This window comes from Colwellia sp. RE-S-Sl-9 (assembly GCF_048296855.1).
Lineage (GTDB): Bacteria > Pseudomonadota > Gammaproteobacteria > Enterobacterales > Alteromonadaceae > Pseudocolwellia.
This window is the reverse complement of sequence record NZ_CP182631.1, coordinates 1,644,562-1,660,421: the sequence shown is the minus strand read 5'-3', so window position 1 is coordinate 1,660,421 and position 15,860 is coordinate 1,644,562. Positions and strand designations below refer to the sequence as shown.

The 15,860-nt window shown below is 36.2% G+C and carries 10 protein-coding genes and 2 tRNA genes; 8 read left to right on the top strand and 4 right to left on the bottom strand.

The features are described from left to right. Positions 1-497: 497 nt before the first annotated feature. The 4 genes from ACM9HF_RS07200 to ACM9HF_RS07185 all read left to right on the top strand — a co-directional run bounded on the left by ACM9HF_RS07200 (position 498) and on the right by ACM9HF_RS07185 (position 7,090). Positions 498-1,901, top strand: coding sequence for a TolC family protein (locus tag ACM9HF_RS07200; RefSeq protein WP_473616498.1), 1,404 nt, complete (start codon positions 498-500; stop codon positions 1,899-1,901). A gap of 2 nt (positions 1,902-1,903) precedes the next feature. After that, entirely contained in the window at positions 1,904-3,181 is a 1,278-nt protein-coding gene (locus ACM9HF_RS07195) for an efflux RND transporter periplasmic adaptor subunit (RefSeq protein WP_473616495.1), read from the top strand. After that, positions 3,178-6,291, top strand: coding sequence for an efflux RND transporter permease subunit (locus tag ACM9HF_RS07190; RefSeq protein WP_473616492.1), 3,114 nt, complete (start codon positions 3,178-3,180; stop codon positions 6,289-6,291). The genes ACM9HF_RS07195 and ACM9HF_RS07190 overlap by 4 nt, the downstream gene beginning before the upstream one ends. Positions 6,292-6,376: 85 nt before the next feature. Continuing rightward, the gene (locus ACM9HF_RS07185) at positions 6,377-7,090 is read left to right on the top strand and encodes an SIR2 family NAD-dependent protein deacylase (protein WP_473616488.1); all 714 of its coding nucleotides are present in this window, start codon (positions 6,377-6,379) and stop codon (positions 7,088-7,090) included. Positions 7,091-7,715: 625 nt separating this feature from the next. Here the strand turns inward: ACM9HF_RS07185 and ACM9HF_RS07180 are convergent. The 3 genes from ACM9HF_RS07180 to nadK all read right to left on the bottom strand — a co-directional run bounded on the left by ACM9HF_RS07180 (position 7,716) and on the right by nadK (position 9,368). Further along, positions 7,716-7,792: transfer RNA gene (locus ACM9HF_RS07180), tRNA-Met, on the bottom strand. 284 nt (positions 7,793-8,076) lie between these two features. Next, a tRNA-Met gene (locus ACM9HF_RS07175) sits at positions 8,077-8,153 on the bottom strand. Between the two features lie 333 nt (positions 8,154-8,486). Beyond that, the gene (gene nadK / locus ACM9HF_RS07170) at positions 8,487-9,368 is read right to left on the bottom strand and encodes an NAD(+) kinase (protein WP_473616485.1); all 882 of its coding nucleotides are present in this window, start codon (positions 9,366-9,368) and stop codon (positions 8,487-8,489) included. Between the two features lie 205 nt (positions 9,369-9,573). On the opposite strand from nadK, the gene grpE reads away from it, so the two are divergent. The 4 genes from grpE (at position 9,574) to ACM9HF_RS07150 (ending at position 14,737) form a co-directional block, all read left to right on the top strand. Then, positions 9,574-10,194, top strand: coding sequence for a nucleotide exchange factor GrpE (gene grpE, locus ACM9HF_RS07165; RefSeq protein ID WP_077340561.1), 621 nt, complete (start codon positions 9,574-9,576; stop codon positions 10,192-10,194). 244 nt (positions 10,195-10,438) lie between these two features. Further along, positions 10,439-12,355 (top strand): molecular chaperone DnaK, encoded by a 1,917-nt coding sequence (gene dnaK, locus ACM9HF_RS07160; RefSeq protein WP_473616479.1) that lies wholly within the window; start codon positions 10,439-10,441, stop codon positions 12,353-12,355. 311 nt (positions 12,356-12,666) lie between these two features. Continuing rightward, positions 12,667-13,800, top strand: coding sequence for a molecular chaperone DnaJ (gene dnaJ, locus ACM9HF_RS07155; protein ID WP_473616476.1), 1,134 nt, complete (start codon positions 12,667-12,669; stop codon positions 13,798-13,800). A 121-nt stretch (positions 13,801-13,921) separates the two neighbouring features. Next, the gene (locus ACM9HF_RS07150) at positions 13,922-14,737 is read left to right on the top strand and encodes an alpha/beta fold hydrolase (protein WP_473616472.1); all 816 of its coding nucleotides are present in this window, start codon (positions 13,922-13,924) and stop codon (positions 14,735-14,737) included. A gap of 111 nt (positions 14,738-14,848) precedes the next feature. Here the strand turns inward: ACM9HF_RS07150 and ACM9HF_RS07145 are convergent, their stop codons facing one another. Next, positions 14,849-15,739 (bottom strand): choice-of-anchor H family protein, encoded by an 891-nt coding sequence (locus ACM9HF_RS07145; RefSeq protein WP_473616468.1) that lies wholly within the window; start codon positions 15,737-15,739, stop codon positions 14,849-14,851. Positions 15,740-15,860 lie beyond the last annotated feature (121 nt).

The following is a 15,860-nucleotide window of genomic DNA, read 5'->3' as shown; positions in this document are numbered from 1 at the left end:
TATCTAATAGCTGGCTATTAGTAATAAATTCAACGAAGTTAGGCATAAAAATATCAATGTTGAGTAACTTTGCTTATCCCGAGCTGAGGTTAATTACATCGTTATTTATTTAATCATTTGAACACCCCTTATTAAAATAAATGCCTCGGCTAAAGGACGTAGGTGCTTAGGTTCAGGCTGGAACGATGTTGGCCATTTATTCTTCGTATAAAATCGGTTAATTCATTAATGGGTTTGGTGTTATCTCTATCAAAATCTTTTTATCCTCCAATCACGTTTATTTTTCAGCAAAATAATTAACAGATTTTTGCAAAGTGAATGGTATTATCTTAATAAAAACTCATTTCTCTTTTGAAATTTGTTTTTTATAGGTAAAATAAGGTGTGACTCATTGTTTTATGTTAAATCTAATTAAACAGGTGGAATTTAGGTATGATAAATTGTGTATGTTGAAAAATAAATGGAGTTTAGGGGAATCGTTTTACTTAAGTACGTACATGTTCAGAACTTTCAGTATTTTCCTTCTCATTCTGTTAACAAGCTGTAGTACTAACGTTAGCCAAGAACAACAACAGTCAGTTTCACATCTGGCTGATTTAGCTTCTACCAATTGGTTAAACCAGTCACAACAATTCTTACCTGAAGGTGAAGATTTACAATGGGGTATGCAACTCCCAACACAAGCACAAGAATTATTACTACTAGCTGAAAAAAACAACCCTCAATTAAGCATTACCGCGTTACGAGTAAAGCAAGCTATTACCGATTATGAAATAGCCTCAGGGTCACTATGGCCTGAAATTAATTTACAAAGCTCAAAACGTGTTAATCAAAGTTTATCGTCAGATGCTGATTTAAATAAATCGACTAATCAATTAGCAACGTTAGGTGTTGGTGTTAATTGGGAGCTCGACTTATGGCAAAAGTTAGCCAGCACTGAAAAACAAAAAACATGGACCGCTAAAGCACAGCAGTTTGCTCTTGTTGCGGCAAGGCAGTCGTTACAATCTCAAGTATTAATAACTTACTTAGAAGTTATTGAGCAAAACAATCTGCTTAAATTAAATAGAAATCATATAGAAAACCAAAAACGTCGTTTAAATATGTCGATAACGCGGTTAGATAATGGTTTATCTACAGGTATTGATATACGTAACGCTAAAACCAATTTGTACCGTTTGTTAGAAAGTCAAAAAAGAATAAATTATAAACGTGAGCAAGCTAAGCGTCGACTCAATTTATTACTTGGTAATTACTCAGAACAAAAATTAGAACTACAGCTTACTCTACCAGAATTGCAGCAAGGCATTAATCTACTAGCCCCTAAAGATATTTTACTTAACCGACCTGATGTAAGAGCAGCAGAAGCAACACTGATTGCTGCGGGATATAGTTGGGACGTCGCCAAGAAAAAAATGTTACCTAAATTAACGCTTAATTTTAACTACGATGCTCGACGTGCAGATGTTAGTGAATTATTCGATATTAATTACTGGTTAGGTTCTTTAACGGCTTCATTAGTGCAACCTGTTTTTTATCAAGGCACATTAAGTAAGCAAGCTGAAAAAGCTTATTTACAGCAACAAATACAATTTGAACAATACAAAGCCACGTTGTTAGATGCTTGGCAACAAGTTGAAGCGGCTATTCAAAACGAAAGTTTATTAAGCCGTCGCCAAGAATTATTAGAAAAAGCTTTTCATGAAGCGAAAGAAGCAGAAAGGCAAACAGAAGATCAGTACAACGTGGGGGTAACAAATAGCTTTGAATTATTATCAGCACAACGAACACGTACAGCAGTAGAAGTAGACCTGATGGTATTATCAACAGCTCGACTGAAAAATAGAATTCAACTCATTCTCGCCTTAGGCGTACCTCAATCATTAACTAAGTCTATATAATTATGTTAAAAGTTAAACTTGTCGACTCAATACCCTTTATCGTTATCGTAAGCCTTATTTTAACGACATTATATGCATTAGATGTATTTAAGCCCGTTGCTGAAAAAAATAACTACAAACCCAAAAAACTTAAAGTGTTTGTTGAAAAATCACATCTGCAAGATATACAGCTTTTTGCTTACAGCCAAGGAGAAGTTAAACCGAAACAACAAGTTGATTTACGTAGCCAAGTAGAAGGGCGATTACTTTTTGTTGCAGCTAATTTAGTAGAAGGAGGTCGAGTGAATAAAGGCCAATTGCTATTAAAAGTAGATGATAGCGATTACTTGCTAAATGTTATTCAAAGTGAAGCTAAAGTAGCACAAGCTAAACAACAGTTAGAAAAAGTAAAAGCGCAAGCTAATGTAGCTAAGCAAGAGTTGGTCAATTTAGGGCGTGATAATGCAAATGACTTAGCTCGTTGGTTACCACAATTAGAGCATGCTGAAGCTGAGCTTAAATCAGCTAAAGCACAGTTAGACAAAGCCAAGTTAGATTTAGAACGTACAGAAATTTTAGCGCCATTTTCCGGCGTAGTAAGAAGTGAAAATGTAAATGTTGGCCAGCAAATTAATAAAAATACGACACTAACCTCTATTTATAATGCTGAAATAATGGAAGTTAATTTAGCTTTAAATGGCAAGCAGCTTTCTATTTTAGAATTGCCTATCGACTTTTATCAGGAAGATTACAATAAAGGTGTTGATGTTACTTTTAGTGCAGAAATGGGGAATAAAATATTGTCGTGGCAAGGTCGTATTGTTCGTACTTCGGGTCAATTTGATCCGCGTACTCGTACCTTAAATGTTATTGCTGAAATTCATCAAGATCAAAACCACAGTAATATTTTACCCGGTTTATTTGTAAACGGAAAAATAAAAGGTCGTGTTGTTAAAAACGCTAGTACCTTGCCTCGTACTGCTGTCAGATCGAGTAATAGAATTTGGTATGTTGACGAAGAAAGTCATTTACAAGTTAAAACGATCGAGCTTATTCATAGAGATAACCAATCGGTTGTGGTTAAAGGCATTGCTAACAATACCGATATTATTATTTCAGCCTTAGTTGCCCCTACGCCAGGGATGGCTGTCAAACCATTAAAAAACATACATACAACAGAGCTTCAACACGCAAATATAACGGATGATACAAATACTAAAGAAATAAAGACTGGCAACGTCGTTAAAAAGAACCCAAAAAACAGAAAAAAGCAAAACACCAATGAAGGACTAGGGGCATGAGGTCAGTCGTCACTTGGTGGGTAAGAAATCCTATTGCCGCTAACCTTGCTATGGTCTGCCTTATTGTTGCAGGTTTAGTTAGCTATTTTTACAGTATTGAAAAAGAGCCTTTTCCAACTGAGAAAATGGCTATTATGGATATTAACATGCGTTGGCCGGGGGCAGGTCCTAGAGATATTGAAGACCAAATCATTGTGCGCTTTGAAGACGCGATTAAAAATGTTGAAGGCATAAAACGCGTTGTATCTAGAGCTTCAGAAGGTAGAGCTTCAGTAACTGTTACAGGTAAGGAACGTGTTGATAAGCGTAAATTTGCAGAAGAAATAAGAGAAAAAATAAACTCAGTTAATGGTTTGCCTAGTGACTCTGAGCGCCCTGTTGTAACAGAAAGAACTAATCGTAAAGAAATGATCCGCATTGCGCTGCATGGGCAAATGGAGCGAGAAACCTTAGCTGCTTTATCCCATCAAATTCGTCAGCAAGTTTCAGCTTTACCGCTTATTTCTAGTGTGGTTTTAAAGGGGCAGGGTAGATATGAGGTTGCTATCGAAGTAACTGAAGAAGCGATGTCGACCTATGATATTGCTATTGATGAAGTCTCCACAGCTATTCGTAATTCATCTATTAATATTTCTACCGGTACCGTTCGGGACGAAGCCGGTGTATTAATGCTGTCGGTAAGAAACCGAGCAGATGAACAACAAGAGTTTGAAGATATTGTTATTAGGCAAAATAAAGACGGCGCTACTTTATACCTGCGTGATGTTGCGCAGGTAAAAGACGGTTTGGCTGATACCCGTTTTATTTCCACATTTGATGGTGAACCTGCCATTTTAATTGATGTACTGAACAGCGATTATATGGACATTCCTAGCATGTCTGAAAATGTTCATAACTTTGTTAATAAAAAAAATGCGCAATTACCTGAAGGCGTACAACTGACTATTTGGTCTGATTGGAACGAAGCTTATCAAGGACGTTTATCGACTATTTTTACCAATGCTTTAAGTGGCCTCGCGCTGGTATTTGTTTTACTTTTACTTTTTTTACAACCTAAAATTGCTTTATGGGTAAGTGCTGGTATTGGTACTGCATTTGCTGCTAGTTTCGCTTTGTTACCTACGTTTGATGTGTCGTTAAATATGATCTCCCTTTTCGCTTTTTTAATGGTTATAGGTATTGTGGTTGATGATGCGATTGTTATTGGCGAAAGTGTTCATTTAAGTCATGAAGCAGGATTAGATGGAGAAGAGGCGGTAATTGAAGGCGTTGCTCAAGTTGCAAAACCTGTATTGTTTGGTGTATTAACTACGGTAGTGGTATTTGCTCCTATGGTTTTTTTACCGGGTAATACCGCGGAGTTTACTCGCGCTATCGCAACCGTAGTTATTTTATCTTTATTGTTTTCACTTTTTGAAGCTTTATGTATTTTACCTTCGCATCTTCGACACTTAAAGCACCAAGATCCTAATGCGAAGCAATCAAAATTAGCGCGAATACAAGCTAAGTTTGCAGGAAGTTTGGAGTGGTTAAATAAACATCTATATATACCTACTCTTACATGGAGTTATAAACACAAACACAGTGTTTTAGCTTTATTTATTGGCAGCCTATTTATTGGGTTAAGTTTATTAAATAATAACTACATTCATAAATCTTTTATGCCACAAATAGCTGATGACAAAATACGACTTATTGTAAATTTGCCACCTACGGCGACTCACGATCGTATGTTGCAAGTACTTAATCAAATTCAATTAGGGCAACAATCGCTTTTGTCTTATGTTGAAACAATGGAAAACCCTCAACTTGTTGAACATGCTTATACTCAATTATCTTCTACACGAATAGTTAGTGAAATTAAATTAGTAAGCTTTGAGCAAAGGGCGATGAATATTGAAGAGGCCTCAGCCAAGCTACAAGAGTTTATTGGAGATATACCTGATGCGGAAGAAATAGAGCTAAAATCGACCTTAAATACACAAGAGCCTAGAATTGGGTTTAGTTTTAATTCTCAAAATATTGAAGCATTAAAAGATGCAGTAGAAGATTTTAAATTACATTTAGCTACCTATTCAGGCGTTTATTTACTTCGCGATAATATGGATAAAGGCAGTCAGGAAATGGTTTTTCACTTAAAGCCAGGCGCAGAAGCTTTAGGTTTAAGTATTAAAGAGGTTAGTAAACAAATTAAGCAAGCTTATTTTGGTCAAGAGGTTCAACGACTCCCCAAAGTAGGTGGCGATGTAAAAGTTAAAGTGATGTACTCGCAAGTAGAGCGAGAGTCGATTGAAACGTTAAATAACTTAAAAATAAGAAGTCGGGATGGCAGAACTATTCCTCTTATGGCGGTTGTCGATTTAGAAATTCATGCAGGTATTCAACGTATTATTCGTATAGACGGTTATAAATCGGGTTATGTTTACGGCGAATATTCAGGTGATGAAAGAGCTGCCATGATAAAAGATATCAGAGAAAACTTTGTACCTCAGTGGCAAAAACGACATCCACAGGTAGGTTTTGGTCGTGGCGAAAGAATGCAAGCTGAAGATGAATTTCAGCAAACGGTAATCGTGTTAGAAGGCTTAGCTATTATGGTTGCCTATATGTTAATGGCTGTTGCATTCCGCTCGTATAGCCAACCGTTACTTATTATGTCAGCTATACCTTTTAGTTTTTTGGGAGCTTTATTAGGACACCTTATTCATGATGTAAGTTATGGGATGTTTTCAATGTTAGGTATTTTGGCTGCATCAGGTGTTGTTATAAACGATAACTTAGTGTTGGTCGATGCGATTAATCGATTTGTTAAAGAAGGTAAAAACGCCAAAGATGCAGTTTTCTTGGCGTGTAAAACTCGCTTCAGACCTATTATATTAACATCTTTAACTACTTTTATTGGTTTAATGCCTATGCTGTCAGCTCAAAGTGTTCAAGCTAAATTTTTGATCCCCATGGTAGTGTCACTTGCTTATGGTGTTATTGCGGCAACTATTATTACCTTAGTCTTTGTACCGTGTCTTTATTGGGCAAGTGTTGAGTTAACTGAAAACTGGCAAAAGTGGCGTAGCCGTATGCTCAATGAAGATATTCCAGCGATAAAAGAATAACTAAATAAAAGTATAAGAGAATAAAATACTTCAATTGCTATCTGAGCTAATTCACGTTTATTATATTTGAAATAACGGAATATGAATGATTAGACCTATGAGTAAAAAAGTTGTTGTTTTTTCTGGCGCTGGAATGAGCGAAGAAAGCGGTATTAATACCTTTAGAGATGCTGATGGTTTATGGGAAGGACATGATTTTTTAACGGTTGCTTCTCTAGATGGTTGGCGTAAAGACCCCCAATTGGTTCTTGATTTTTATAACGAAAGAAGACGCCACTTATTAAATGTATCTCCTAACTTAGGGCATATCGCGCTAGCTGAGTTAGCCGAACATGCCGATGTGTCTATTGTTACGCAAAATGTAGATAATTTACATGAAAGAGCAGGCTGTAAAAACGTCATTCATTTACACGGTGAATTACTGAAAAGTGAAAGTTCAGCTAACCCCAACCTCACTTTTGATTGTTTAGGCGATATAACTTTAAACGATAGATGCCCGTTAGGTAGTCAACTAAGACCCCATATTGTTTGGTTTGGTGAAGCGGTTGATAAACTAGACAATGCAATAGCAGAAGTTATGTCAGCAGATATTCTCATTATTATCGGAACCTCTTTACAAGTTTATCCTGCAGCAGGTTTGGTTTCGTTTATACGACCTAATGTTCCTGTCTATTATATCGATGCTGATCCCGCTACAAATATAGAGCTTGAATCAGTCGCAAACCTTACTGTCATTAAAAATACAGCTGCTATTGGTGTTCCAGAGTTAGTTAAAGCACTTAAAGAAAGCTTTTCATAATTTAGCGTATTGTTTAACTTGATTTTTTGAGTATTTATATAGAAATTAGTTGCGGGAGCCACTTATTTTTGAAAAGAGTGAACTGACGATAAGTCGTGACTAATAGTTAACAGTATTTTTGAGTATTTATATAGAAATTAGAAATAGGTTGCGGGAGCCACTTATTTTTGAACAGAGTGAACTGACGATAGGTCGTGACCAATAGTTAACAGTATTTTTTTGAATATATATGGATATATGGAAATTGGTTGCGGGAGCCACTTATTTTTGAAAAGAGTGAACTGACGATAAGTCGTGACCAAAAGTTAACGGTATTTTTTTGAATATATATGGATATATGGAAATTGGTTGCGGGAGTCACTTATTTTTGAAAAGAGTGAACTGACGATAAGTCGTGACCAAAAGTTAACGGTATTTTTTTGAATATATATGGATATATATGGATATATATGGATATATATGGATATATATGGATATATATGGATATATATGGATATATATGGATATATATGGATATATGGAAATTGGTTGCGGGAGCCACTTATTTTTGAAAAGAGTGAACTGACGATAAGTCGTGACTAATAGTTAACAGTATTTTCGAGTATTTATATAGAATATTAGAAATTGGTTGCGGGAGCCAGATTTGAACTGACGACCTTCGGGTTATGAGCCCGACGAGCTACCAGGCTGCTCCATCCCGCGTCCGAATGAACTTCTTAAGAAATAAGAAGAAAGCCCTAAAGGTTTTAATTCTCTTTAGAAGAACAACTCTTTTATACTTGAGTAAAAAGTTGGTTGCGGGAGCCACTTATTTTGAAAAGAGTGAACTGACGACCAAGGTCGTACATCCCATCATTAATTTATTTTGATTCTAATTAATATAAAGAATTGGTTGCGGGAGCCACTTATTTTGAAAAGAGTGAACTGACGACCTAGGTCGTATATCCCATCATTAATTTATTTTGATTCTAATTAATATAAAGAATTGGTTGCGGGAGCCAGATTTGAACTGACGACCTTCGGGTTATGAGCCCGACGAGCTACCAGGCTGCTCCATCCCGCGTCCGAATGGTTTAAGTAAAACTTAAACAAGCCAGTAATTATTTATTTCTATTACTAAAGAAAGTTAACAAAAGGAGGTTTGAAACCTGTCCCCTGAGAACGAGGCGTATACTAAGGATTGTTAAAGAATATTGCAACTAGTTTATGTCATTTTTATGATAATTTTTCGACTTAGTTGATTCTTTAATCAAATCGTTCGTTATTTGAATACTATATTAAAGTAGGAAGGAATTTATGACTAAGGAAATGAGAATTTATGAGTGTTACATAGCTGAAAAATTATTCAGCTATGTAACGTAAAGAATAAATAACCCGAATTTAGATTAAACAGATTTTAATAAAGTTTATTACCCCAGCTTAATTTATTACGTAATACCGTAAAATAGTCGTGATCAAGTGGGTGAATTAATCTGATCGCATTTGCGCTTTTTTTAATAATAACTTCATCACCTGGCATTACAGACAAAATTACGTGGCCATCGCAACTTACTTGCAGATTTTCGTAGTTTTCATTAGCGAGTACTAACTTAATTTCACTATTACCATCTACTACAATAGGTCGACTTGTTAATGTGTGTGGAAACATAGGCACTAACGACAGAGCATTCAAATTAGGTGTTAATATTGGCCCACCTGCAGACATAGAATAAGCTGTTGAACCTGTAGGCGTAGAAATAATTAAACCGTCTGAGCGTTGGCTAAACATAAAACTATTGTCTATATACACTTCAAACTCAATCATGTTGGCAACTTTGCCCGCATGTAAAACCGCTTCATTTACAGCGCTATTAGAGCTTTTCAGTTTCCCGTGTCGGTAAACTTCTGCTTCAATAATAAAACGTTGTTCAGATCGAGATTCACCTTTTAAAATTGCTTCAAGTGGCTCTATTACATTATCAGGAGATAAATCAGTTAAAAAACCTAAGTTGCCTCGGTTTACACCAATTACACCAATATCATAACAAGCTAGCACTCTTGCAGCACCTAACATATAACCGTCGCCGCCAACTACAATAGCAAGATCTGCTAATTCACCTATTTCAGTTAATGGATGAACAGACATGTTTTTAATATCAACTGATTGCGCTAAAGAATACTCAACTACCACGTGGTAATGGTGTAAACGTAAATATTCGTGCAATGCCTCAATGGTGGCTTTTGCACCCTCATGATGAGGTTTGCCTATTAATCCTACTGTTTTATATAATTGAGACATAGTGTTGTTATTATGATTTTGAGTAGTGATGCTAAGTAGTATACAAAGTTTCGCTGGTATTTATCTCATTGTAAAGTCGACTTTTTTATAAATGATTCACATTTGAGCTTGAATCGTGGAAACAAATCCCCATAATTAGCGTTAATTATATTTTAATTACGTTTATAAACTTTATTAAAAAGTACGTTTTACCTTGGAGTTTTTCATGACAAATGAGTCAACAGATAATAGAAGCGCTGAAGAAATTTTAGCTGATGAAATCGTTCAACAAGCTGAAGAACAAGTTGAAGAACAGTTTGAAGCCGCTGCTGAGAACATTAGTGAAGAGCAAGAAAAAATTAATGAGCTTGAATTAGCTTTATCTGTAGCGCAAGCGACAGTTTCTGATCAAAAAGATTCTGTAATACGTGCAAAGGCTGAAGTTGATAATGTACGTAGACGTGCAGCACAAGACGTAGAAAAAGCACGTAAATTTGCTTTAGAAAAATTTGCGGCTGAATTATTACCAACCGTTGATAATTTAGAACGTGCTATTGCTAGCATTGATGCTGAAGACGAAAAACAAAAAGTTATCGGTGAAGGTGTTGAGCTAACGTTACAAGGTTTATTAGCTGGATTAGATAAATTTGGTATTAAAGTTGTTGATCCTCAAGACCAGCCATTTAATCCTGAGTTACATCAAGCTATGTCAATGCAAGAAGTAGAAGGTGTAGCACCTAATACGGTTATTGCTGTTATGCAAAAAGGTTACGAATTAAATGGTCGTTTAGTTCGTCCTGCAATGGTAATGGTTTCAAAAGCAGCAAGTGTTGATACTAGCGCTTAATTAACTTGTAACTTCAAATTTTTGTATTATTAAAGCCAAACAAATTGTTTGGCTTTTTTGATCTTATCGATTTTCTTTCTTTAATTTGCGCTATTTTTAGCATTACACCGTGGTTTTCATATTTTCTTTCAAAAAAAACACTTTTTTTTAATTTTTCTATTGAAAACACTTTTTACTGCCCCCACTAATTGTTCATCGAAAGATTAAACCATATTTTTTATAATAGTATTCGGAGATCCTAAAGATGGGCAAAATAATTGGTATTGACCTAGGGACAACAAACTCTTGTGTTGCTGTACTAGATGGCGGTAAAGCGCGTGTTATTGAAAATGCAGAAGGGGATCGTACAACTCCTTCAATTATCGCTTACACAGAAGAAGGCGAAACATTAGTTGGTCAACCTGCTAAACGTCAAGCAGTAACTAACCCAAAAAACACATTATTCGCAATTAAGCGTTTAATTGGTCGTCGCTTTGAAGATAAAGAAGTTCAGCGCGATATCGGCATTATGCCATTTGGTATTGTAAAAGCTGATAACGGCGATGCATGGGTTACAGCTCGTGATAAAAACGTAGCTCCACCGCAAGTTTCTGCTGAAGTTTTAAAGAAAATGAAAAAAACTGCAGAAGATTACTTAGGTGAAGAAGTAACTGAAGCCGTAATTACGGTTCCTGCATACTTTAACGATTCACAACGTCAAGCAACTAAAGATGCTGGTCGTATCGCTGGTTTAGATGTTAAGCGTATTATCAACGAACCTACTGCTGCTGCATTAGCTTACGGTATGGATAAACAGGAAGGCGATAAAGTTGTTGCTGTTTACGATTTAGGTGGTGGTACATTCGATATCTCAATTATTGAAATTGATGAAGTTGAAGGCGAGCACACATTTGAAGTACTTGCGACTAACGGTGACACTCACTTAGGTGGTGAAGATTTTGATAACCGTTTAATTGATTACTTAGTAGCTGAATTTAAGAAAGATTCAGGTATGGATTTAACAAAAGATCCATTAGCAATGCAACGTCTTAAAGAAGGCGCAGAAAAAGCTAAATGTGAACTTTCATCAGCACAATCAACAGATGTAAATTTACCTTACATTACTGCTGATGCTTCTGGTCCTAAGCACATGAACATTAAGATCAGTCGTGCAAAATTAGAATCATTAGTTGAAGACATGGTTAAAGCGACTTTAGAACCGCTTAAACAAGCACTTAAAGATGCAGACTTATCTATTAGTGACGTAAACGATGTTATATTAGTGGGTGGTCAAACACGTATGCCACTAGTACAAAAAACAGTAACAGACTTTTTTGGTAAAGAACCTCGTAAAGATGTTAACCCTGATGAAGCGGTAGCTGCGGGCGCTGCGATTCAAGCGGGTGTTTTAGCTGGTGATGTAACTGACGTTTTATTATTAGACGTAACACCATTATCACTAGGTATTGAAACTATGGGTGGTGTGATGACTAAAGTTATCGACAAAAACACAACTATCCCAACCAAACAGTCACAAACATTCTCTACAGCTGAAGATAACCAGTCAGCAGTAACTGTACATGTTGTACAAGGTGAGCGTAAGCAAGCGTCTGCAAACAAATCTTTAGGTCAATTTAACCTTGAAGGTATTGATGCTGCTCCACGTGGTACACCTCAAATTGAAGTAACTTTTGATATTGATGCTGATGGTATTTTACATGTAACGGCGAAAGACAAAAATACAGGTAAAGAGCAGAAGATCACTATTAAAGCCTCATCTGGTTTATCTGATGAAGAAGTTGATCAAATGGTACGTGACGCAGAAGCTAACGCTGATGAAGATAAAAAGTTTGAAGAACTAGTAACGGCTCGTAACCAAGCTGATGGTATGATTCACGCAACTCGTACTCAAATTACTGAAGCTGGTGATGATTTACCTGCTGAAGATAAAGAGAAAATCGAAACTGCATTATCTGAGCTTGAAACAGCTATTAAAGGCGATAGCAAAGAAGAGATTGACGCGAAGCAACAAGCGGCTATTGAAGCTTCAGCTAAGTTAATGGAAATTGCCCAAGCTAAAGCACAAGCACAAAGTGGCGAAGCTCCAGAAGCATCAGATGCTGGTCAAGCTGGCGATGATGTTGTAGACGCTGAATTTGAAGAGGTAAAGGAAGACAAATAAGTTGATAGATTCAGCTGTTGCTGTTTCATTCTAATTTCTTTGTCGAAGGTACTCACTTAGTGAACTAAGCTCCGTGCCTTCTCCTTGAACTTAAAAGAAACAGCTTAATCTGAATCATCAACAATATTGTTGAACTTTACTAAATTACAAAGCGTCGATATATCGGCGCTTTGTTATGTTAACCGTTTAATATTAATTCTAATTTTCTTAGCCGAATTTAATCGAAAGGGTACAACGACCCGTTTTATCTTTACAGATAAAAGTTGTTAAGAAAATTGGTATTAACTACAAAGTAAGTAAAAGAATTCACTATGTCAAAACGCGATTACTATGAAGTACTTGGTGTATCTAAAAGTGCACCAGAAAGAGATATTAAAAAAGCTTATAAACGCTTAGCTATGAAATTGCACCCTGATAGAAACCAAGGTGACAAAGGCAAAGAAGAAGAGTTTAAAGAAGTTAAAGAAGCTTATGAAATATTAACAGACGATCAAAAACGTGCAGCTTACGATCAATATGGTCATGCAGCGTTTGAACAAGGTGGTCACGGTGGCGGCGGTGGATTTGGCGGCGGCTTCGGTGGTGCTCAAGACTTCGGTGATATTTTTGGTGATATCTTTGGTGGTGGTCGCGGTGGCGGACGTCAACGTCAACAACGTGGTTCTGACTTACGTTACAATTTAGAGCTTACGCTTGAAGAAGCGGTTAAAGGTAAAACGTTAGAAATTAAAGTGCCAACATACGTGGCGTGTGAGCCGTGTGATGGTAGTGGCGCTAAAAAAGGTAGCAGTGCAAAAACGTGTTCTACTTGTCATGGTCATGGCCAAGTGCAAATGCGCCAAGGGTTATTTGCTGTTCAACAAACATGTCCTACGTGTAATGGTCAAGGTAAGGTTATTTCTGATCCTTGTAACTCATGTCATGGTCAAGGGCGCGTGCAAAAGAACAAAACACTATCAGTGAAAATTCCACCAGGTGTTGATACTGGTGATCGTATTCGCTTAACTGGTGAAGGTGAAGCAGGCGAGAATGGAGCACCAGCAGGTGACTTATATGTTCAAGCGAATGTAAAAGCGCATAAGATTTTTGAGCGTGATGAGAATGACTTATATTGCGAAATGCCAATCAGTTTTACTACCGCTGCATTAGGTGGTGAGATTGAAGTACCGACACTTGCTGGTAAAGTTAAACTTAAAATACCTAAAGAAACACAAACAGGTAAAATGTTCCGTTTACGTGGCAAAGGTGTTAAATCAGTACGTAGTCATGTAACGGGCGATTTAATGTGTAAAGTGGTATTAGAAACACCGGTTAGCCTTTCTGGTGATCAAGCTGATTTATTAAGACAGCTTGAGACTAAAATGGGAACCAATAGCAAACATAGTCCTAAAGAGTCAGGTTTTTTTGACAGCGTAAAAAGCTTTTTTGATGATTTAAAAGGCTAAGCTTTACAAAATTTATTGAAACTTAACTTAACTTAACTTGATTTGCTAAATAAAATCCCATTTATTTGAATAAAATAAATGGGATTTTTTATATCTGTTTAACTTTTTTTGAGGAGTCAGCTTGACTGAACATAATATTAAAACAAAAGAATATGTGTTTTCAGGGATTGAAGGGAATATTTTTGTAAAAGAATGGATCCCAAATAACCTCGTAGATAACGTTCCTTTAGTGTTAATGCATGACTCTTTAGGTTGTGTTGAACTTTGGCGTTCATTCCCCAAAACACTTGCTACAGCATTATCTAAACGGGTAATTGCTTATGATAGATTAGGTTTTGGTCAATCAAGCGAGTGTACAACACTGGCAACAAAAAATTTTATAAAAGAAGAATCTCTTCAACATTTTCCACATCTTAAAAAACAATTAAATATTCGTGATTACTTATTATTAGGCCATAGTGTTGGTGGTGTTATTGCTATTAATATTGCGGCTAATGATGCTGATTGCCAAGGTGTAATTACTATTTCTTCCCAAGCTTTTGTTGAACCGTTAACTCGAAAGGGAATAAAAGAAGCGCAGGCTATGTTCCAAAACGCTGAGCAAATGCAACGCTTAGAAAAATACCATGGCGCTAGAGCAAAATGGTTGTTGTCTTCGTGGATTAATATTTGGCTTTCAGCTGAGTTTTCAACGTGGAGTTTAGAAAATTGTATTGGCAAAATACAATGTCCTGTATTAGCTCTACATGGTGATAAAGATGAATATGGATCTAAAGCCTTCCCTGAATTTATTATTAATAAAGTTGCTAATAGCGGGGGGGCAAATAGAAATAAGAATGTTCTCGTTATGCTAAAAGATTGTGGTCATGCTCCTCATAAAGAAAAAACAGAACAGGTATTAACCTCAGTTACTGATTTTGTTTTAAACAATATTTAAAACTAGCCGATTTAAGCTGATGCTAAAATTAAACATCCCGCTTATTATTAAATAATAAGCGGGATGTTTGTATAAAGCTTTTGGGAATGATTCTGTTAATCAGTTTTGTTACTAGGCTGTTTTTGATCGAACTCTTACTATTCTTACTAAAGCCATTAATACAATAAATAGTACGAAAGGTATCGAACTGCTACCCGCATGCACCACAACTTCTTCAACATAAACTCTATCGTATTCCGCACTTTCTAAAGGTAATGCATACAGCGAATTATTATCGTCAGAGCTATACGTTGCAACAATATCGGCAAAGCCAACTTCGTAAATATCAATTAAAATATCGTAATGATTAGTACGGTAACCTTCAGCAAATGTTGTGATCACTTCAAACTGATCTTGGTCGTTACTTCCTTGAATTAAAAAATCGTCAGTGGTGTAGTAATGTTCCCAGTTAACGCCGTCTGAACTTATGTATAGCTCAGCATAGATTACGCTGTTTTCATTACCATTAGGGTTATATACATCGACATCAAATACCACACCAAAAGTTTGGTAATAGCCATCACCGTCAATATCATCTTCTAGAAATGAAGTCGCGTCGTATACGGTAAATTCAGGTGTATAAACACGCGTATTGAAAGGTGCAAAGCTTTTTTCAATACCATTAAAGGTTTTTGCTTTGGTTGCAGGTGTTGATTGTTTTTCAGCGATCACTTGAGCTCTGGTTTTCGTTTTAGCTTTACCTATTAATTGGTCATAAACTTTTGAATGACCGTTTTGTGCAATCACTAAATTACGCGTGTCGTCGTCAAGTTGATTTGTTTTACCACCATATGAAATACTCGCTTGGTTTAATTCGTTAGCGGATACATTGCTAATTGTAAAACCAAGAAACCCTAAGACAACCAGTGAAAGTGCAATGCCTTTTAACATATTAACTTTATGTACACGTTTTTGTTGTGATGGTCTTTCTTGTGTATTTAATGTGATTGGGTTTTTATTCATAACAAATATCCTTAATCGTTTTAAAAGCTCATGTTGTTGCATTAATTTTATCTACCGAGCGTTATTGATGATGCTATTAAAACCTATTTTATCTGAACGTAACCTGAACATTTTAAAGCTT

What these genes read in the sequence shown, in the direction of transcription:
- ACM9HF_RS07200 (WP_473616498.1), top strand. Translation starts at nt 498, where the DNA reads ATGTTCAGAACTTTCAGTATTTTCCTTCTCATTCTGTTAACAAGCTGT.
- ACM9HF_RS07195 (WP_473616495.1), top strand. Translation starts at nt 1,904, where the DNA reads ATGTTAAAAGTTAAACTTGTCGACTCAATACCCTTTATCGTTATCGTA.
- ACM9HF_RS07190 (WP_473616492.1), top strand. Translation starts at nt 3,178, where the DNA reads ATGAGGTCAGTCGTCACTTGGTGGGTAAGAAATCCTATTGCCGCTAAC.
- ACM9HF_RS07185 (WP_473616488.1), top strand. Translation starts at nt 6,377, where the DNA reads ATGATTAGACCTATGAGTAAAAAAGTTGTTGTTTTTTCTGGCGCTGGA.
- nadK (WP_473616485.1), bottom strand. Translation starts at nt 9,368, where the DNA reads ATGTCTCAATTATATAAAACAGTAGGATTAATAGGCAAACCTCATCAT.
- grpE (WP_077340561.1), top strand. Translation starts at nt 9,574, where the DNA reads ATGACAAATGAGTCAACAGATAATAGAAGCGCTGAAGAAATTTTAGCT.
- dnaK (WP_473616479.1), top strand. Translation starts at nt 10,439, where the DNA reads ATGGGCAAAATAATTGGTATTGACCTAGGGACAACAAACTCTTGTGTT.
- dnaJ (WP_473616476.1), top strand. Translation starts at nt 12,667, where the DNA reads ATGTCAAAACGCGATTACTATGAAGTACTTGGTGTATCTAAAAGTGCA.
- ACM9HF_RS07145 (WP_473616468.1), bottom strand. Translation starts at nt 15,739, where the DNA reads ATGAATAAAAACCCAATCACATTAAATACACAAGAAAGACCATCACAA.